At 59.2% G+C, this 19108-nt stretch carries 19 protein-coding genes; 6 read left to right on the forward strand and 13 right to left on the reverse strand.

The features are described from left to right. Positions 1–36: 36 nt before the first annotated feature. Genes Q0792_RS06965 through Q0792_RS06980 form a run of 4 tightly spaced genes read right to left on the reverse strand, consistent with a single transcriptional unit; the run spans position 37 to position 3738 of the window. Complete coding sequence (locus Q0792_RS06965) at positions 37–1074, reverse strand: TRAP transporter substrate-binding protein (protein ID WP_298837970.1); 1038 nt, start codon at positions 1072–1074, stop codon at positions 37–39. 59 nt (positions 1075–1133) lie between these two features. Then, positions 1134–2459, reverse strand: a complete 1326-nt coding sequence (locus Q0792_RS06970; RefSeq protein ID WP_298837971.1) for a TRAP transporter large permease subunit — start codon at positions 2457–2459, stop codon at positions 1134–1136. Beyond that, the gene (locus Q0792_RS06975; protein ID WP_298837974.1) at positions 2459–2980 is read right to left on the reverse strand and encodes a TRAP transporter small permease subunit; all 522 of its coding nucleotides are present in this window, start codon (positions 2978–2980) and stop codon (positions 2459–2461) included. Before Q0792_RS06975 ends, Q0792_RS06970 begins: the two co-directional genes overlap by 1 nt. After that, entirely contained in the window at positions 2974–3738 is a 765-nt protein-coding gene (locus Q0792_RS06980; RefSeq protein ID WP_298837976.1) for an N-formylglutamate amidohydrolase, read from the reverse strand. The genes Q0792_RS06975 and Q0792_RS06980 overlap by 7 nt, the downstream gene beginning before the upstream one ends. Positions 3739–3856: 118 nt before the next feature. Between Q0792_RS06980 and Q0792_RS06985 the strand changes: the two genes are divergently transcribed. After that, on the forward strand, positions 3857–4729 hold the full coding sequence (locus Q0792_RS06985; RefSeq protein ID WP_298837979.1) for a MurR/RpiR family transcriptional regulator: 873 nt from the start codon (positions 3857–3859) through the stop codon (positions 4727–4729). A gap of 18 nt (positions 4730–4747) precedes the next feature. Here the strand turns inward: Q0792_RS06985 and Q0792_RS06990 are convergent, their stop codons facing one another. Both Q0792_RS06990 and Q0792_RS06995 read right to left on the reverse strand, forming a co-directional pair. Then, positions 4748–5767, reverse strand: coding sequence for a hydroxyacid dehydrogenase (locus Q0792_RS06990; RefSeq protein ID WP_298837981.1), 1020 nt, complete (start codon positions 5765–5767; stop codon positions 4748–4750). After that, positions 5764–6945 carry an amidohydrolase gene (locus Q0792_RS06995; RefSeq protein WP_298837983.1) on the reverse strand — a complete coding sequence of 394 codons (1182 nt, stop codon included), beginning with the start codon at positions 6943–6945 and terminating at the stop codon, positions 5764–5766. The genes Q0792_RS06990 and Q0792_RS06995 overlap by 4 nt, the downstream gene beginning before the upstream one ends. A gap of 59 nt (positions 6946–7004) precedes the next feature. On the opposite strand from Q0792_RS06995, the gene Q0792_RS07000 reads away from it, so the two are divergent. Together Q0792_RS07000 and Q0792_RS07005 are read left to right on the forward strand one after the other, a co-directional pair. Further along, positions 7005–8060, forward strand: coding sequence for a TIM barrel protein (locus Q0792_RS07000; protein ID WP_298837985.1), 1056 nt, complete (start codon positions 7005–7007; stop codon positions 8058–8060). Continuing rightward, entirely contained in the window at positions 8057–8902 is an 846-nt protein-coding gene (locus Q0792_RS07005) for a ribokinase (protein WP_298837989.1), read from the forward strand. Before Q0792_RS07000 ends, Q0792_RS07005 begins: the two co-directional genes overlap by 4 nt. On the opposite strand, the gene Q0792_RS07010 is transcribed toward Q0792_RS07005, so the two are convergent. Next, positions 8887–9729 (reverse strand): amidohydrolase, encoded by an 843-nt coding sequence (locus tag Q0792_RS07010; protein ID WP_298837992.1) that lies wholly within the window; start codon positions 9727–9729, stop codon positions 8887–8889. The genes Q0792_RS07005 and Q0792_RS07010 overlap by 16 nt on opposite strands. Next, a complete protein-coding gene (locus Q0792_RS07015; RefSeq protein ID WP_298837994.1) occupies positions 9726–10754 on the reverse strand; it encodes an aldo/keto reductase in 1029 nt (342 codons plus the stop codon). The genes Q0792_RS07010 and Q0792_RS07015 overlap by 4 nt, the downstream gene beginning before the upstream one ends. Before the next feature lie 90 nt (positions 10755–10844). Between Q0792_RS07015 and Q0792_RS07020 the strand changes: the two genes are divergently transcribed. Genes Q0792_RS07020 through Q0792_RS07030 form a run of 3 tightly spaced genes read left to right on the forward strand, consistent with a single transcriptional unit; the run spans position 10845 to position 14229 of the window. Further along, positions 10845–11645, forward strand: coding sequence for a BtpA/SgcQ family protein (locus Q0792_RS07020; RefSeq protein WP_298837998.1), 801 nt, complete (start codon positions 10845–10847; stop codon positions 11643–11645). Beyond that, complete coding sequence (locus Q0792_RS07025; protein ID WP_298838000.1) at positions 11642–12736, forward strand: M20/M25/M40 family metallo-hydrolase; 1095 nt, start codon at positions 11642–11644, stop codon at positions 12734–12736. Before Q0792_RS07020 ends, Q0792_RS07025 begins: the two co-directional genes overlap by 4 nt. Further along, complete coding sequence (locus Q0792_RS07030) at positions 12736–14229, forward strand: FGGY-family carbohydrate kinase (protein ID WP_298838003.1); 1494 nt, start codon at positions 12736–12738, stop codon at positions 14227–14229. Before Q0792_RS07025 ends, Q0792_RS07030 begins: the two co-directional genes overlap by 1 nt. 88 nt (positions 14230–14317) lie before the next feature. On the opposite strand, the gene Q0792_RS07035 is transcribed toward Q0792_RS07030, so the two are convergent. The 5 genes from Q0792_RS07035 to Q0792_RS07055 all read right to left on the reverse strand — a co-directional run bounded on the left by Q0792_RS07035 (position 14318) and on the right by Q0792_RS07055 (position 19086). After that, positions 14318–14965, reverse strand: coding sequence for a hypothetical protein (locus Q0792_RS07035; protein WP_298838006.1), 648 nt, complete (start codon positions 14963–14965; stop codon positions 14318–14320). 82 nt (positions 14966–15047) lie between these two features. Then, on the reverse strand, positions 15048–15962 hold the full coding sequence (locus Q0792_RS07040) for a carbohydrate ABC transporter permease (RefSeq protein ID WP_298838009.1): 915 nt from the start codon (positions 15960–15962) through the stop codon (positions 15048–15050). Then, positions 15959–17065: a carbohydrate ABC transporter permease gene (locus Q0792_RS07045; RefSeq protein ID WP_298838013.1), complete on the reverse strand. Its 1107-nt coding sequence runs from the start codon at positions 17063–17065 to the stop codon at positions 15959–15961. The genes Q0792_RS07040 and Q0792_RS07045 overlap by 4 nt, the downstream gene beginning before the upstream one ends. Positions 17066–17309: 244 nt before the next feature. Then, positions 17310–18104: an adenylate/guanylate cyclase domain-containing protein gene (locus tag Q0792_RS07050; RefSeq protein ID WP_298838018.1), complete on the reverse strand. Its 795-nt coding sequence runs from the start codon at positions 18102–18104 to the stop codon at positions 17310–17312. Next, entirely contained in the window at positions 18097–19086 is a 990-nt protein-coding gene (locus Q0792_RS07055; protein ID WP_298838021.1) for a hypothetical protein, read from the reverse strand. Before Q0792_RS07055 ends, Q0792_RS07050 begins: the two co-directional genes overlap by 8 nt. Positions 19087–19108: the final 22 nt, after the last annotated feature.

Below are 19108 nucleotides of genomic sequence, written 5' to 3' on the forward strand. Positions count from 1 at the left end.
GCACAGCGGGGACGCCAGGTATCAATTCCGGTCGGATTACTCGAAGTTATACGGTACGCCGGCCTGGTTGATTACGCTGTTGTACTCTTTGAAGATGTTGACGATCTTCTGGTGCACTTCGCCTTCCTGGGCCACTTCTTCCCAGAATTCCTTGGCAGCGTTCTCGACCTCGGCCCATTCACCCGCAGGCACCGACCGCAGGGCCAGCTTGTCACCATTGGCACGCAGCGCGGCCTCGCCACCCCAGTACCACTGGTTGCGGTATGTGTGACCGGCCTCGGTTGCGGCCATCACAACCGATTTCAGGTGATCCGGCAGTTCGGCCCAGCGCTCTTCATTGACAAACCAGGACCCGATCCAGGCACCCGAGATGTTGTTTGTCAGGAAGTAATCCGTCACATCTGCCCAGCCGACAGTGTAGTCCTCGGTAATGCCCGACCAGGCCATGCCATCAAGCTCGCCCGTCTGAACAGCGACCTCTGCGTCCTCGTAGGGAATATTCACCGGCACCACACCGAATTTCGACAGGAAACGGCCCGCTGTCGGGAAGGTATAGAGCTTGAGCCCGTCGAGATCCGCGACACTGGTGATTTCCTTCTTGGTGTTGAAGTTGCAGGGGTCCTGACCCGCCGCAGACAGCCATTTCACGCCGACTTTTGCATATTCCTCTTCCCAGATCTCTTTCAGGCCGTACTGGTTAAAGAGCACGGGCACGTCGAGAATATGCTTGGTGGCAAACGGGAAATAGCCGCCGAACTGCCGCAGCGGTGTGGGCGACGCCATCGAGTCGTCATCCGAATGCACACCGTCGATTGTCCCGCGCTGGAGCGCCTGAAAGAGCTCGCCCGTTGGCACGATCTGATCCGCATAGAAAAGCTCGACCTCAAGCTCGCCGTTGGCATTTGCATTGATGTAGTCAATCACCGGTTTGGTGACATGTTCCCCAAGAGCGGCGCCGGCATAGGTCTGAAAACGCCATTTGACCGCCGTCTGAGCCTGCACAATAGCAGGGCTTGCCAGAGCTGCGGCGCCGCCGATACCGGCGGTGGTAATAAACTTACGTCTCGTTGTCATTTTGATATCCTCTCTGTGAATTGCTCGTCTCAGATGCCCCCTGACAGGGTCTTTTTGGTTCAGTTTCCATAGACATACCCCGGCAGCCAGAGTGCGATTTCGGGGAAGACCATAATCGTTGCCAGCGCCACCACCATCACCAGAACAAAGGGCAGGATAGAGGCATAGATATCGCGCAATGTGATTTCCGGCGGCGCCATGGCACGCATGAGAAAGAGATTATAGCCGAAGGGTGGCGTCATATAGGCGATCTGTGTGGTGATCGTGTAAAGCACGCCGTACCAGATCAGATCGAACCCCAGTGCACCCACCAGTGGCACATAGAGCGGTGCCACGATGACCAGCATCGCGGTGTCATCAAGGAAGGTTCCCATCAGAATAAAGCTGAGCTGCATCAGGATCAGGATCATCCATGGGCTGAGGCCAAGTCTTTCGGTGAACAGGCTTTCGATGGCCTTCACCGCCCCCAGGCCGTCGAACACGGCACCAAAGGCAAGAGCCGCCAGGATGATCCACATGAACATGCAGGAAATACCCAGTGTCTTGCGTACCGAGGTTTCGAAAACCTCGCGCGTCATACGGCCCTTGGCGACAGCGGCGACAAAGGCAGCAATTGCGCCGATGGCCGAACTTTCCACCAGCGATGTCCAGCCGTTTACAAACGGCACCATCATCGCAAAGAAGATGAACAGCGGCAGAAAGCCCGCCCCCAGAAGCCGCAGTTTTTCACCCATCGGAATGTCGCGCTCTTCTGCTGGCAGCACCGGCCCCAGCGATGGGTTCATCCGGCAGCGGATGACGATATAGATCACGAACATCGTGGCCATCATCAGCCCCGGCAACACACCCGCAAGCCACAGCTGGCCCACCGGCTGGCGCGCGATCATTGCATAGAGAACCAGCACGACAGAGGGCGGCACCAGAATGCCGAGCGATGAGCCCGCCTGGATCACCCCTGTGACCATCAGTTTATCGTATCCGCGTCTGAGAAGTTCGGGCAACGCAATCGTGGCACCGATCGCCATACCCGCGACCGACAACCCGTTCATGGCCGAGACCAGCACCATCAGCCCGATGGTGCCCACCGCCAGACCGCCAGACAACCCGCCCATCCAGACATGGAACATCCTGTAAAGATCGTCAGCAATTTTGGATTCCGACAGGATATAGCCCATGAAAATGAACATCGGCAGGGTCAGCAGCGGATACCATTTCATCAGCTTGATCGCGGCGGCAAAGCCCAGATCATATCCGCCGCGATCGCCCCACAGCAGGAACGCTGCGATCACCGCGACAAAGCCAATCGCGCCAAAAACGCGCTGCCCGGTGAGCAACATCAGCATCATCGACGAGAACATAAGGATGGCAATGGCCTCGTACGACATCAGGTCTTCTCTCCCATGTCGTGCCCTTTGATGCGCAACACATCCTTGAACAGCTCAGAGATCGCCTGCAGCAGCATCAGGAAAATGCCAAACACCATGATGGACTTGATCGGCCACAGATAGGGTCGCCAGACTGACGGGCTGCGCTCACCACCATAACTCAGCGAATACATCAGGCTTTCCCAGCCGCCCCAGAGCAGAAAAATCAGGTAAGTGATCAGGAAAAGAACCGTAATCGCGTCAGTCTGGGCCTTCCGGCTGTCAGTCCATTCGCCATAGAGCAGATCCATGCGCACGTTCGAGCCCATCTGGATCGCATAGGGGCCACCGACCATGTAATAGGCGACCATTGCGAACTGCGCCATTTCCAGTGTCCAGAGCGATGGCACAAAGAATGTTTTGGACACCGACGACCAGAGCAGGATGCCCATCATCACGAAGATGCCGTACATCATGACACGCCCGATCCGGTAGTTCAGCGCGTCAATGACACGGATGTATCCGAGCACGAACCTCAGCACGCGCCGGCCCGCGTCGCAACGACTGCACGTGACACCCAGTCTGACAGCAGATCAGCCATTTTATATTGTGCGGCTTCGTCGGCAATAAGGTCGTTTCGCACCTCAAGCATCACGTTCAGAAACCCGCCTGCCAGCGCATGTTCCTGCAACGTATGGGTGACCCCGTCCCCGGCGCCATAGGGTTCGTTGCGCCGCACAACGTGGGGCATGCACCTGTCTGCAAGTGCCATGAGAGCATCCGCCAGCCGCGTGTCACGGTCATGCAGAACGCCGATTTCGACATCACGCTTCTGGCCATGGTAGACCGGGGTAAAGCTGTGCACCGTGATCAGCACCGGGTCGGTGCGGCGCGCCAGAGCAGTGGCGACGGCGGCGCGGAAGGGTTCGTAAAACGCCACTGTCCGGGCGGTTTTCTCTGCATCAGAGAGCCCGCGGTTGCCCGGAACCTCGACGATTTCGCTCTTGTCTGGCATGGCATCCGGCGCATGCGGCGGCCTGTTACAATCATAGACAAGACGCGACACCCGTGCCGAAACGAGTACGGCATCGAGGCGTATCGACATGCGCCGCGCAACAGACCCGGCGCCCGGATCCCAGACCGCATGACTGTTCCGGTGCTCATCGGCGAGCCCCAGGCCATTGAATTCAAGCGGTATTTCAGAACTCGCGTGTTCACAGACCAGAACGACCGGAGACACCGCCTGTGCATTCTGCACTTCCGCGTTCCGGTCAACCGACGTGTTTTCAAGCTGATTCATCTGAGCACCCACGCAGGAAAGGTCTTGCCATGACGGCGTTCTGTCAACACAATTGTGAAAAATTTATCACACACTGATCTTTGCTGATATTTTTTTGCCCAATTGCGAGGCGCCGTGCATGGCCGATGAAAACCAGACGATTTCGGACCGTATTCAGGAGAAGCTGGATGATCTGACCCGCGCGGAAAGACAACTGGCTCTGTCGATCCTCGAGAACTACCCCGCATCGGGCCTCGGGCCGCTCGCCGCACTGGCAAAGGGAGCGAATGTCTCCGTACCGACAGTCGCGCGCATGGTTCAGAAACTGGGCTACAGGGGGTATCCCGACTTTCAGGCTGACCTGCGCGACGAGCTGGGGGCAATTGCCAAAGGTCCGATTGCCAAGCACGAGACCTGGGCAGGCGCCGCACCGTCAGGGCATATTCTCAACCGGTTCACGGATGCGGTGATCGACAATATCCGCAACACGCTGTCGCATATTGATCCCGCGGCCTTCGATGAGGCCTGCGCTCTGGTGGCTGATCCTGACCGGCATCTTTATATCGCCGGGGGACGTATCACGCATACGCTCGCAGAATATCTCTTTATGCACATGCAGGTGATCCGCCCGAACCTGACCCATGTGCAGTCTACGTCAAACACCTGGCCACATTACCTGCTGAACGCGCGCGAGGGTGATGTTTTTGTCATTTTTGATGTGCGGCGATACGAAAACAACACTCTCAAGCTGGCAGAAATGGCCCGTGCCCGCGGCGCGCGGATCGTTTTGTTCACTGATCAGTGGCGCTCGCCTGTGCACAGGCTTGCGGACATCAGTCTGACCAGCCGGATCATTGTGCCATCGGCATGGGATTCCGCAGCGACCACGATGTTGCTGGTCGAAAGTATGATTTCGGCGGTACAGACCCTGGACTGGGACAACACCCGCGACAGGATGCAGGAACTCGAAGAAATCTTTGACAGGACAAAGCTTTTCCGTAAATTCACCTGACGCCATCATGAACCGGTCTCAGTTGTGGTCCACCGGTTTTGACTGCATCCTTCTGGCGGTTTCACGCTCTGCCCGTTTACATCTCAGAGGTGGCAGACCCCGGTCCATCAGCGCCATATCCTCCAGCACCATATCGCCCATAGCCCGAAAGGCAGAGTCCAGCGCCCCTGCACGATGCGCAGATCTGACAAAGCCCGGCAACGTGCGCACCGGGTGATCCGCCGGCATGGGCTCGAACGGAAAGACGTCACTGGCTGCTGTTATGTGTCCGGACCGGACGGCTTCGATCAGGGCGTCGAAATCAACGACGCCTGCACGGGACAGCAGAATAAAACGGGACCCGGCTTTCATGCGCGCGAGTGCTTCAGCGTCGAGAAAGTGCTGGTTCTCGGATGTTTGTGCCGCCACCACAAACAGAAAATCGGCCTGCGCCAGCATATCATCGAGCGATGCAGGACTGACGCCGTCCTCGAGCAGAAGTGAGGCGGGCAGCCATGGGTCGTAGACGTCGATCCGGCACCTGAACCCTTCGAGCAGGCGACGCAGCGCACGTCCCAGATCGCCATAACCGACAATGCCTACCCGCGCGCCGGACAGCAGACATGCATCAGCGTTTCCATCCCCACCCCATTTCTCGCAGCCCCGCTGAAAGTCCTGATCGGCACCGGAAATGCCCCGCGCCAGATCCAGTGCAAGCCCGATACCCAGTTCGGCCACCGGCACTGCAAAAACGCCGCCCGTCGTCAGCACATGGATACCGCGTTCAAAAACGCGGTTGTACGGCATGTTGTCGATCAGGTTGGATTCGACGTTCAGAACAGCCCGCAGACCGGTCAGCCGTTCGAGTGTTTCTTCGGACAGGGGCGGTTGCCCGAGGATATAGCGTGTCTGGGCCAGCAGGTCGTCGGGCAGCGCCGGCAGGGCGTCTCCGGATGTTTCAAACACGTCATAGGTTGCATGCAGCTGCGCCAGTTTCTCCGGGGCAAAAATCAGATCAAGCGTGCGTGGATGCGGCGCTGACAGAATAACCGGTTTCATGTCTGTTTCTCTCTCCCTGTCGCCGGACCATTTCCGTGGCCGGCATGTACCGGCAACCTGTCGCGGACCAGTTGTGCCCACAAGGCCGCCCCCACAGGCAGCAGGGCGTCATTAAAGTCATAGTCTGAGGAATGAAGCGGCTGCGCGCAGGCAGCCTCATGCCCGTTCCCGAGCAGCAGAAAGCACCCGGGCACAGCTGTACTGAAGTGGGCGAAGTCCTCGGAAAAACTCATTGCATCACAGTCCGGGGTGACGTGCAGCCCCTGGCGGCGCGCGGCTGACACGACGGCCTCGGTCGGACCCGGTGCATTCACAGTCTCAATGAACTCTGTGTCGAATGACACGCTGGCCGAAACACCGTGCGCCGCGGCAATCCCTTCGGCGATCTGCGCCATAAGCGATGCCGTCTTTTCGCGGTCCTCACGGTTTCTGGCCCGCACGTCTCCTTTCAGTACGGCCCGGCCCGGAAGCACATTGCGCTGCCCGTCGGTCAGGAACTCTGTGACCGAAACCACAACGCCGGCACCCGGTGACAGTTTGCGGGATACGATTGTCTGCAGTGCCTGCACGATCTCGGCGCCTATGGTAATCGCATCCCGGCCCGTTTGCGGCATAGACGCATGCCCACCCTGGCCCGATACCTCAATTTCAAACAGGCTCTCACTTGCACAGATCTGACCGGGTCTTGTCAGAACATGGCCTGTTGGTATGCCCGGCAGGTTATGAATCGCGTACACCTCTTCAAAGGGAAAACGCTCGAGCACGCCTTCACGGATCATCGCCTGTGCGCCCAGCCCGTGCTCTTCGTTGGGCTGGAACAAAAACACCACTGTACCATCGAAATCGCCGGCCGTTGCCAGACGTGCTGCGGCCCCGAGAAGCATGGTCATATGTCCATCGTGGCCGCAGGCGTGCATCACACCGGGATTTTCAGAAACATAGTCGTGGTTGCTTGTTTCCATAATCGGCAATGCGTCCATATCCGCGCGCAGGGCGATGGCCCGGTTGCCACTTCCCCGTTTCAACACCCCGACAACGCCCGCACCTTCGTGCACCTCAAGGCCAAGATCCCGCAGAATACCCGCGACCCGCGCCCGTGTCCGGTCTTCGCGGAACCCGGTTTCGGGAAACCTGTGAAACTCACGTCGCAGCGCTGTCAGATCTTCTGCGGCAATCATCTTCCTGTCCCTTGTCAATTATTGTGGCCGTGACACACCCGAAGAGCAGAGAACACGCTGTGCCCCCCGGACGCAACGTCTGCAGACGCGATTGCGCGCTGTGCCACTGTCCTGCTACGCTCGATTTTATGGAAACACCCAACTATCCCCGCTTCGCTGCACGTCTCAATGCATTCAAAATTGGTGCGGACAGCTACTGGCCCCACAAAAACAAGGTCACCACCACCGATCTGCTTGCCCGCGCCGCGACTGCGGGTCTGAACGCTGCCGATCTGAATTATCCGGATCATTTTGTCGACGATCGCCCGGGCGATCTGGTGCGCGCACTGGATGACAACGGAATGGTGCTCAACGGCATGGCGATGCGCTACTACACAGATCCCGGATACAAGCTGGGGGCCTTCACCCATCCCGATCCACAGGTGCGCCGCGCCGCCATTGACGAAACAAAACGCGGTCTGGATGTGCTGGCCGAAATGGGCGGCCGGCTGATGACGCTGTGGATGGGGCAGGACGGCTTCGATTATTCCTTCCAGATGGACTATGCCCGCGCCTGGGACAACACGGTATCTGCGATGGCCGAAGTTGCCGATCATAATCGCGATATTGACATCGCACTTGAATACAAACCCAACGAACCCCGCGCGTTCGCTCTGATGCCCGATGCAGCGACGACCCTCCTCGCACTGCGCGATATCGGGCGCGACAATACCGGGGTCACTCTGGATTTCGCGCATGTTCTCTATGCCGACGAAATGCCCGCCTTTGCCGCAGCGCTGGTGGCACGGCATTCACGCATTCTGGGCGTTCATCTGAACGACGGGTATGGCAAGTGGGACAACGGGCTGATGGTTGGCGCCGTGCATCCGCTTCAGACGGTCGAACTGCTGGTGGAACTGGAACGCGCGGGCTACGACAGTACGATCTATTTCGACACGTTCCCCGATCATTCCGGGCTGGATCCGGTAGCAGAAGCGCGCACCAACATTGAAGTCGTGCAGAAACTGCGGGCTGTTGCGAAGCGGCTGGTATCAGATGAGGCGCTGCAACAGGCCATCAGTGCCCAGGACGCGCCAACCGCCATGCGGATCGTTCAGGGCGCCATGCTGGCATGAGCCTGCTGGTGGCCGGATCACTGCACCTCGACGTGGTTGTCCGGGCGCCGCGCCTGCCGGAAATTGATGAAACACTGCCCGGTCATTCCGTCGAATACGTATTTGGCGGGAAAGGCGGGAACCAGGCTGTGGCGGCAGCACGGATGGGGGCAGACGTGCATTTCGCCGGATGTGCCGGCAACGACCGTTTTGGCGACATGCTGCGCGATTCGCTGCAGCGTGCCGGGCCGGATCTTTCACAGCTCCAGACCGACGAAGGGCCAAGCGGTATGAGCACGGCAATCGTTGATGATCAGGGGGATTACGGCGCAGTCATTGTGACGGGGGCAAATGCCAGGATGGATGCGGAAGCGGTCACGGTCCCACCGGCCGCATCACTTGTGCTGTTGCAGAATGAACTGCCGGAAAGCGTCAACCTGACCATCGCCCGCAAAGCGCGTGCGGCCGGCGTGCCTGTCTGGCTCAATGCCGCGCCTGCCCGGCCCCTGTGCGACGACCTGAGGGCACTGGTTGATCTGCTGATCGTGAACCGGGTCGAAGCTGCATTCTACGCAGAGAGTTCTGGCGCAACTGACGTTCTCAGAACCCTTGGCGCCGAGGGTGTCGAATACAAAGGTATAATCTATCCGGCCTTTGTTACCGATGTCGTCTCGACACATGGCGCGGGTGATATGTTTGTCGGTGCCCTGGCTGCCCGGATTGACGCAGGCGCAGGCATCAAAGAGGCCCTGGCCTTTGCCCAGGGCGCGGCGTCGCTTCATGTATCGGCCCGCGGGCAGGCGCGTGATGCGCTCGACCACTTACAGGTCGATGCATTTCTCGCCGCTCAGTCCAGACGGTAGAACCGCGCAGCCGTTCCCCCGAAAACATCCGCACGTTCCGAGGTTGTCAGGTGCGATGTCAGCTGTTGCGCGACATCCAGCCAGTCGCCGTATTCTGCCTGCAACCGGCACACCGGCCAGTCAGACCCCCACATCAAACGGTCAGGGCCAAAAGCAGCAAGCACATGATCTGCGAAAGGCCGCAGGTCATCCGTAACCCAGCCTTCGCCTGCCTCGGTGATAAGGCCGGAGAATTTGCAGAACCCGTCTGTCTCGGCGGCCAGCCGGGATATGCCCGCTGCCCATTCTGAAAAGGCATCGTTTCCGGCCTGCTGGTCGCGGATCCGCGGTTTCATGCAATGATCAAAGACCACCCGCAGGTTCGGGTAACGCCCGATAAGTTCCAGAAAGTTGCCCAGGTGCTGTGGAAAGCCCAGCGCGTCAAAGGTCAGATCCAGGTCACAGAGCGCATCGAAGGCCCAGGCGATATCGTCCCGCAGCATCCAGTCTGTATCCGGGATGTCCTGGATCATCGGGCGCACACCCAGAAACTTCGGATGTTGCGCGAGCCTTTCCAGCTGATCAATATCACGGGGTTTCTCAAAGTCGATCCAGCCGACCACGCCGCGCACAAACGGTGAGGCATCGGCAAGCCCCAGCATGTATTCTGTTTCAGCGACTGTCGCCGCGGCCTGGACAAGCACAGTGCCATTGATGTCGTGGCGGTCCAGAGTTGCCGACAAATCGGCCGGGAAATAAGGCCGGTTCAGGACCGCATTGTCGCGCGGCATCCAGTCATAATCGCCGCGCGCAGGTTGCCAGAAATGCTGGTGGGCATCGATCCTCATACAGGAGCTCTTTCGTCCATCAGCCCTTTCTCTTTGAGCGCCTGCCAGAGCTCACCGGGGATCACGGCCTGTGCCGCTTCAAGGTTGCCGGCCATTTCAGAAACCCCCTGCCCGCCCGGGATGACCGACACATGTGTCGGGTGCAACAGCGGGAAATGAAACGCCGCATCAATCAGACGGACATCGTGATCCCGGCAGACCGCTTCGATGGCATCCACCCGGTCAAGAATTTCCTGCGGCGCCGGGTCGTAGTTGTAAAACGCTCCCGGTTTCGCACCTGTCGCAAGAATGCCCGAGTTATAAGGCCCGCCTGTGACGATACCGATCCCGCGCGCCTCGCACAGCGGCAGAAAGCTGTCGAGCGCCGTCTGTTCCAGCAGCGTATACCGGCCGGCCAGCAGAAAAAGGTCAAAGTCACCACGCTCGGCCAGCGTCTGGCAGACCTGCCATTCGTTAACGCCCCCGCCGATAGCCCGGATCAGACCCTGGTCGCGCAGTGACACCATCGCATCATAGCCGCGCGCGCCGAAAAACTCCTCAATGCGGGCGTCAGAGGCCTCTTTGGAGCCATGCGAGAAGATGCACAGATCGTGCACATAGAGAATGTCGATCTGATCAACGCCCAGACGGGCAAAGGACTGCTCGAACGAGCGCATCACGCCATCATAGCTGTAGTCAAACTGCTCGCGGCGCTGCGGGACCTCGAACCATTTGCCTTCTCCGTCGCGGTGCTCGGGCGCGCAATGCTGTATCAGCCGCCCGACCTTCGTTGAAAGAATATACTCGTCCCGCGGTTTGCCGCGCAGAAAGGGGTTGAGCCGCGTCTCTGACAGACCAAGTCCATAAAGCGGCGCAGTATCAAAATACCGCACCCCACCCTCCCATGCAGCGTCGAGTGTGGCCCGCGCGTCTTCGTCGGAAATTGCCCTGTAAAGGTTGCCGAGCGGCGCGGTACCGAAGCCCAGTTCTGTGAATGTCAGCCCGCCGTTGCCCAGCCGGTCCCAGTGACGTGTCTTCAGTCCCATGGATGTCTCCCTTTTCGTTGAGGCCAGCTTAGCGCAGTATACCTTTGCGTGAACAGGCCACCGGCCATAAGATCGCGTGAGGGGGATACCATGAGTTCAGATTTCACCAGAATTTTTGGCGCAACGCGTCCCGTGATCGGCATGGTGCACCTGGGCGCGCTGCCCGGCACCCCTCTTTACAATCCCGGTCTTGATCTTGTTGCCGCTGCACGCGCCGACCTCATTGCGCTGCAGGACGCCGGTTTCGACGCGGTCATGTTCGGCAACGAAAACGACCGTCCCTATGAATTCAGCGTCGATACAGCCTCCACGGCCACAATGGCCGCGATCATCGGAGCGCTGAAATCAGAAATCACGGTTCCTTTTGGGGTCAACGTTCTGTGGGATCCGATGTCATCCGTCGCTCTGGGGGCTGCGACGGGGGCCGCTTTTGTACGCGAGATTTTCACCGGCACCTATGCTTCGGACATGGGGCCCTGGACACCCGACGCGGGGCAGGCGATGCGCTATCGCAACCGCCTCGGCCGGTCGGATATGGCGATGCTGTACAATGTGAGCGCCGAGTTCGCGCACTCTCTGGATGCGCGTTCCCTGCCCGACCGGGCCCGCAGCGCCGTGTTCTCGTCGGTGCCGGATGCAGTGCTGGTTTCGGGCCAGATAACCGGCGAGGCGGCGGCACTGTCGGATCTTGAGGCCGTCAAGGCGGTGCTCCCGGACACCCCGGTGATGGCCAATACAGGCGTGAAACATGAAACAGTGGCCGATGTCCTTGCGGTGGCCGATGGCTGTATTGTCGGCTCATCGCTCAAGGTTGACGGCGACACCTGGAACCCGGTGGACCCGGACCGCGCCCGTGACTTTATGGAACGGGTGAGAAAGGCGCGCGCATGAAAAGCCGTCTTCGCAGGACTCTTTGCGACCTGATGATGATACCCGGTCTGTCCGGCCATGAAGACCGCGTACGGCGGGCCATCTCCGCGAGCCTGCAGGAGATCGGCGTCGGGACCAAGAGCGACCGTATGGGTAATCTGGAAGCGTATTTTCCCGGCACAGGTCCGACGGTGATGGTCTTTACCCACATGGATCAGCTGGGGTTTGTTGTGCGCCGTATCAGCGCGGATGGCCTGTTGTGGCTGGAACGCCTGGGCGGGGTACCTGAACGCGCCCTGCCGGCGCAGGACGTGCTTTGTTGTGTCGGCGAGGGTCGTGATGTGCCCGGGATCATCGGTCACAAAAGCCACCACGCCACGCCGCCCGCGGAGAAATACCGGGTTATCCCTTATGCCGAGCTTTACGTGGACACCGGGCTCGGCTCGGACGCTGCTGTCGCCGAAGCGGGCATCCGGATCGGAACACCCGTGATTTACCGACCAGCGGCAATGGCGCTCGGCGACGACCGGATCAGTGGCACCAGCGTCGATGACCGTGCGGGGTGTGCCGTCCTCATGGAACTGGCGCGCGCACTGGCAGCCCGTGCGGACGGCCCGCCGGTTCATCTGGTTTTCTCTGTTCAGGAAGAGTTCAACCTGCGCGGCGTGGTGCCCATGGCACGGCGCATTGCCCCCGATATCGCCATCCAGCTGGATCTGATGCTGGCGACAGACACACCGGATCTGGCAGATCGCGGCGATATGGTTCTGGGCGGCGGCGCGGGCATGAGCCTCTATTCCTTTCACGGGCGCGGTACGCTGAACGGCGTGATCCCGCACCCTGCCCTCGTGCAGCTCATGGAGGAAACGGCTGCAGTGAATGACTTGCCGCTGCAGCGGAGCGCCCAGACCGGGGTTCTGACCGATCTGTCCTATGTACAGCTCGAAGGAGAGGGTGTCGCCTGTATCGATGTCGGTTTTCCGATGCGCTATTCGCATTCCGCGCGCGAGCTTTGCGATCTGAACGATCTTGTCGCACTCACCAGACTGCTTGAGCTGGCCATTGGCCGCATCGGCCCCGATTTCTCACTTAACAGGGATGAACTGACCTGATGCCACTGACGCTGGGAATTGATATCGGCACCTATGAAACCAAGGGCGTTCTGGTCGATCACGCCGGCACTGTTGTCGCCAGCGCCGCCCGGGGTCACCGGATGCTGGTCCCACAGCCCGGATGGGCTGAACACCGGCCCGAAGAAGACTGGTGGGGCGATTTCGTTTTCGTTTGCCGGACGCTTTTGCGCGAAAGCGGCGTTGAGGCGTCGGAGATTGTTGCGGTGGCCTGCAGTGCCATCGGCCCCTGCATGCTGCCGGTGGATCATGCGGGAAAACCGCTGATGAACGGCGTGCTTTACGGTGTGGACGGGCGGGCCGAAGCCGAGGTCAGAGACCTGACGGAACAGATCGGCGAAGATACCATCATCGCGCGCTGTGGCAATGCCCTGACATCCCAGTCGGTAGGGCCGAAAATCCTATGGCTGAAACGACATCGTCCGGAGATCTATGCGCAGACGGCGCATGTGCTGACCTCGACCAGCTTTCTGGTTCAGCGGCTTACGGGCGAGGTGGTGATCGACCACTACACGGCCGCTAATTTTTCGCCGCTGTACGATGTGGCGACGCAGGCCTGGACAGACGATCTGGCCGACGACATTCTTGATCTGGACAAGCTGCCGCGCCTGTTGTGGTCGGGTGACATCGCCGGACACATCACCGCAGCGGCGGCGGCTGAAACCGGCCTTGCCCCCGGCACGCCCGTGACTGCGGGCACCATCGACGCTGCCGCCGAGGCGTTTTCTGTGGGTGTGGACCGGCCCGGTGATATGATGATGATGTACGGCTCGACCATTTTTATCATCCTGCGCACGGCAGAGCGCGTGGCCGATCCACGCATCTGGTATGCGCCCTGGCTCTTTGAGGGCGAGCATGCCTCCATGGCCGGGCTGGCCACATCCGGCACGCTGACCCACTGGTTCCGCGACCAGCTTGCCCGTGATCTGGACCCCGCCGATGCCTTTCCGGCGCTGGCCGCAGAAGCCGCAGCATCGCCCCCCGGTGCCAATGGCCTGCTGATGCTGCCCTACTTTTCAGGCGAGCGGACACCCATCCACGACACGAACGCGCGCGGCACGTTTTTCGGGCTCAACCTGACCCACACGCGCGGCGACATGTACCGCGCGCTGATCGAAGGCATCGCCTGTGGCACGCGGCATGTGACGGACACCTTTGCCGAACTGGGGCAGGCCCCCGAACGGCTGCTGGCCGTGGGGGGCGGGACAAAGAACGCGCTCTGGCTGCAGGCGACCTCGGACATCACAGGGATCGACCAGATCGTCTGCGAGAAAACCACGGGTGCCAGCTATGGTGATGCGTTTCTGGCCGCTTTGGCTGTGGGTCTCGTGGACCGCGGCGACATCGCAAAGTGGAACCCGGTGGCGACATCCGTCACAGCGCAAAGCGATCCGCGGTATGACAGATCATACGCGCTGTTCCGGCGTCTTTATGAGCAGACGAAGGATATCGCGGCTGAGCTGGGCGCTCTGTAGAACCTGATCGCCCTGGTCGCTGTGCGGACAAAGCTGACCAATTGCTGGGCATTTCAAATGTTGGCTTTCGGGTTTGCTGAAGCGTACTTCAGTTCTGAGCTTTATGGGCCTCAACTGCAGCTGAGCATCGACCGGGTAGCGCCGCGACTGCACTAAACTGATAGTGTACCACTTGCTCCCTCTTAGGTTCCAGTTTTGGCAGAAGCATTCGTCCGACATTTGCAACCATAGGCTGGCTCGTTAGCACCAAGCCATGTTCCAATTCACTACAACGTGCGACGACATATCCGGGTTGGGTATAATCGGTCAGGTCGTAGCTACCGGGATTTTCCATAGCGTCGCTGAACCAAGCCTCTGAGGCAACGACGGCTTCTTCCCATTCAACCCAGTCCAGCCATTGTTCTTGAAATTCAATTTCTAACTCTGGTTGCCGCCCCCAAAAAAGGCACGCCGTCGTTATTCCTGTGGGCGGAACATACAACGCCATAACGGTGCCCACTGGTGTATCCACGCGAATTCGAGAGCGGCGGTCATTCTTGTCGATCAGTGTTCCAACTTCTCGCAGGCGAGAATCTGATCCCTCAACGACGCTTGCTTCGCATGCAGCAAGTACGTCTTGTAACGGCGTCTGCGCAGCCAGCGGCGCTGCAAAAATAACAGGAAATGCTATCTTTGCGAATTGGCAGGCCAAATGCACGTATCTCGATGTCATCGCGGGCTCAAACGTTGTAAACAATGGCAACTCCCTGGCCAACTAGTAGCAGACGTTCGTAGACGTTGCAGCATCCGGTAAAAGGGCTCAAAGCCGCCACTCAGTTTTACTTCACCGCCCCCGCCGCCATGCCTTTGATGATGTATTTCTCAAGGAAGATCGCGACGATCACAAGGGGCAGGATCGCAGCCGAGGACAGCGCCGCCATGGACCACCAGTTGATGCCCTGAGAGCCGGTCTGTGACGCCACCATGACGGGCAGGGTCGTGGCATTGGTCGCCGTCAGCAAGGCCGCAAAGAAGTATTCGTTCCAGCAGAGCACGAGGCTCAGGATAAAGGCCGCGACCATGCCCGGCAGGGCGATGGGCAGCACGATCTGCAAAAACGCGCCCCAGATACCCAGACCGTCCACCAGAGCGGCCTCCTCCAGCTCGACGGGGATGCCCTGAAACTGATCGCGCATGATCCAGATGACAATGGGCAGCACCATCAGCGTGTAGAGCAGAATGAGGCCGACCCGGCTGTCGAGCAGCGCCAGCGATTTGTAGAGCACCAGAAACGGCAGCGCCAGGACCACCGGCGGCAGGATCATCTGGCTGAGGAAGAAGAATGAGATGTCGGAATTGCGCATGAACCCGAACCGGTAGCTGAAGCGCGACAGGCCGTAAGCGGCGAGTGAGCCAAGTATCACTGCAAGGGTCGAGGCGGAGAGCGAAACGATTGTGCTGTTCCAGAACCGTTTGAGGAATTCCTCGCGCACGGTCGAGACCTCGCCGATCAGACGTGGGGACATCCCCAGAGACTCCCAGCCTTTCCAGCGGGGTGTGAAATCCACCCAGGGGATCAGGTTGCCTTTCATCACGTCGGGGGCAAGCTTGAAGGAGGTTGTGATCGTCCAGAAGATCGGAAAGAGGCAGATCACCGCCCATGTCAGCAGCGCCGCATAGATGGCAATACGGCTTGCCCACCACTTTGTTTTTACGCGGTGATCCGCGTCGTGGTCTTTGAAAACGGCGGTCATGCAGGGCGCTCCATCCAGCGGCTGACCACCTTGAGGAGCAGCGTTACAAAGATCACGATCAGCACCAGATAGACCATGGCCAGCAGAGTGCCGTAGCCCACGTTCGAGCGGTCACGGTACTCGCGGAAAATGAAACTGGTGACACTGTCCGTGGCCCCGCCCGGCCCGCCGGAGGTGACGTTGATAATGATGTCCGCGAGCTTGAGCTTGAAGATGATGCGGATCACGATGGCCGTGACGGAGACAGGCAGCATGAGCGGAAAGATCACCTCGCGGAAGCTCTGCCAGCCGGTGGCACCATCAACCTTCGAGGCCTCAATCACTTCGCGCGGCAGGGCCTGCAGACCGGCCAGCAGCATGATCATCATAAAGGGAATGAAGGTCCATGCATCCATCGCCATGATCATGAACCGTGCAATCTCTGGTGTGCCAAAGAAACTGGGTTCGACACCGAACTCGCGCAATGCCCGCGATATGGGCCCGAACCGGATCTCCAGCATCGACTTGCCGATCATCCAGGAAACGGCCACGGGGCTGAGCATCAGTGGCAGCAGAAAGACAACGCGGAAGAATTTGCGCGCCCGGATCTGGGCGTTCAGCAGCAATGCAAGACCAAAGGCGATGACATATTCCACGCTCACTGCCAGCACATAATAAACCATGTTTTTCAATGCGTTCCAGTAAAACCCATCGTTCCACATCTGGCGCATGTTGTCCCAGCCATTGGGCTGCGGACCATTGGGTGAGGCAAGGTTCCAGTCGGTGAACGAGATGTAGAGCGCAAAGAGCAGCGGAAAGACGACAAGGCTGATCACAAAGAGCGCTGCGGGCAGCACGAAAAGGGTCCGCTTGCCTTTTTCGCCGTTCACGATCACCTGCGCAGCACAAAGCGCCGTGGCCCAGAGCATATAGGCATATAGCACCGGCCTCCATGTCTGGAACCCGCTGGCAATACGACCGGTTTCAAAGGCCATCTGCCAGATCGCCAGCACGGCCACCAGGAGCGCGCTGCCCCAGACGATTGCCTTTCCGAAACGTCTGCGCGCGTCGGGAATGTTGTCGGCCGTCACTGTGTGGAGGAGATCGCCTTCGGTATTGCTCATACCGGAATGTTAACGGCAGGTTCCGCGCCTGTTAAGCATGAATGTGCCAGGCACCGGCAACCAGTGTTCGGGGCCAGAAAACCTGAAACGCAGGGATTATCCGCATCTTCAGGTAAGATATTGTTTTAACTATAATATCCAATCTGTCTGAGCAGCGCCCCCGACAGCCGGATGGGGTTGACGGGATGAAAGTTCTGAAGCGGGGCGATCGCGCAGCCAGATTCAATACCGGACGACCGGCGGATCAGCTGAGCAGCACAGCCGACGACGTACCTTCTATCCCCTTGAGGTCTACCTCGATAGTATCCTGGCGCGGCATTTCCATTCCGGCAGCGGCAAACGTCTCCGGGCTGACCAGCGCCTGACCAGCCGTTGCCGCTGCCGAAAGACGGGCAACGAAGTTCACGTTCTGGCCGAAAACACTGACACCCTGCATGTTGCCGCCCGCGGCGGTGACCGTGCAGATATAAACCGGCCCGGTGTGTACACCGATGCCTATAGAAAGTGGCTCGTCAGTACCCTGAACAGTCAGTGACTGTTCCAGAATGCTGCGCGCAGCAGAAATACCCATCTCTGCATGGTCCTCGCCGGTGAAACCGGGCGGGAACACTGCAACGACGGAATCTCCCTGAAACTCAAGGATAAATCCCCGGTTCTCGGCCAGAACCGCACTTGTAATTTCGCGCATCCTGTTGACGGTCTCGGCAAATTGTCTGGGCGAGATCCGGCCGGACAGGTCGACGGAACCGCGTATATCGAGGATCAGCACGGTCATCTCAACCTCGGCCCCTCCCGGAAAGGCCTGCAGGAAGCCGTCGCATTTGTTGCAGTAGTGCGGGTTCCGGTCCGACGGCATCAACCCGGTCAGCCGCACCAGAAAACCCCCGAAACCAGCGAAAGGCGCATAGCAAAGTTTGCAACGTGGATCGTTGGGCCACTTCAGAAAGCGTCTTTGTTTTTTGACCAGAACCGGGTGGCCCTCGCCGAAAACCTGTTTCCAGAGCTCTTCATGCCCGGTCTGCATGTCAGTATCACTCATTGTTGATTTCGTCCTTCAGGTTCGACGTCCTGCGTTGATCGGCCCAGTATTCCTCGGGTGCTTCGGTCATAAAGAGCGTCAGTTCCGGGTTGTTTGCATCCGGATCTGACGGATCCGGAACGGGCATGATGGCGGGGCTGGTCGAAACCTGCGGACCAAAGACAAAAGTGTAACCTGCCCTGACCTTGTAGGGCTGTCCGATCCCGCGATAGAGCACCTCGAATTTCTGATTGTACCTGAACGGCCGCGTGAGAGGTATCGAGGCTTTGCGCTTTTTGCCAGGGGCCCGCAGACGGATGGCAGGCACGCTTACTGTAATGCCTGCGCGCAGCAGGGATGGATGAACCCAGTCAGGCGCAGATTTCAGCGACATGATATGATCATAGTCCGGGCCAAAGGCGGGGGTGTCGTATTTGTTGCTGGCCATGTGCGCCGTCTGCCAGTGCGTCATATGGGCTTCGGTGTCACTGCCCCAGATGATGTAGTTGGCGTATTTCGGCAGAATTTCCTGGTGATTGAACGGGCGGAAGAGCACGACCCGTTTCACCTTGACCTTAAACGGCGCGTCCATCACGGGTTTCATGATATCCGCAGACCAGGGGAAGAAGTGCATGCTCTCTTCTTCTTCAGGCTTCAGCTGATCGAGCGGGAACAGACCCGGGAAAAAGTTCGCGCTGAAGTCCGGGCGCGTGCCGCCACCCAGATCGGGCACCATCAGCGGGTCTTTGACATCGTTGCACAGCACCAGCGGCATCTCCGGCCAGGTCTCGCGCATTTTGCGATAGCGGGTTTTCGCAGGTTCGGGCAGATCCAGTTCCAGGATCATCTGATATTTGTGCTCTTCATGGTGATACTGGGTCATGTGAACCCCGTAAATCGTATCGTATCCGACCAGTATGAGCGCATGCTGATGCGGCATGTTGGTCACATATTTGGGCAGGTTCATGTTGCCGGCTGAGGCTTTGTAGTCTGTGTGATCCAAGGTCTTTCCTTCCGTCTGTGCC

It is taken from the genome of uncultured Roseobacter sp. (assembly GCF_947495025.1).
Lineage (GTDB): Bacteria > Pseudomonadota > Alphaproteobacteria > Rhodobacterales > Rhodobacteraceae > Roseobacter.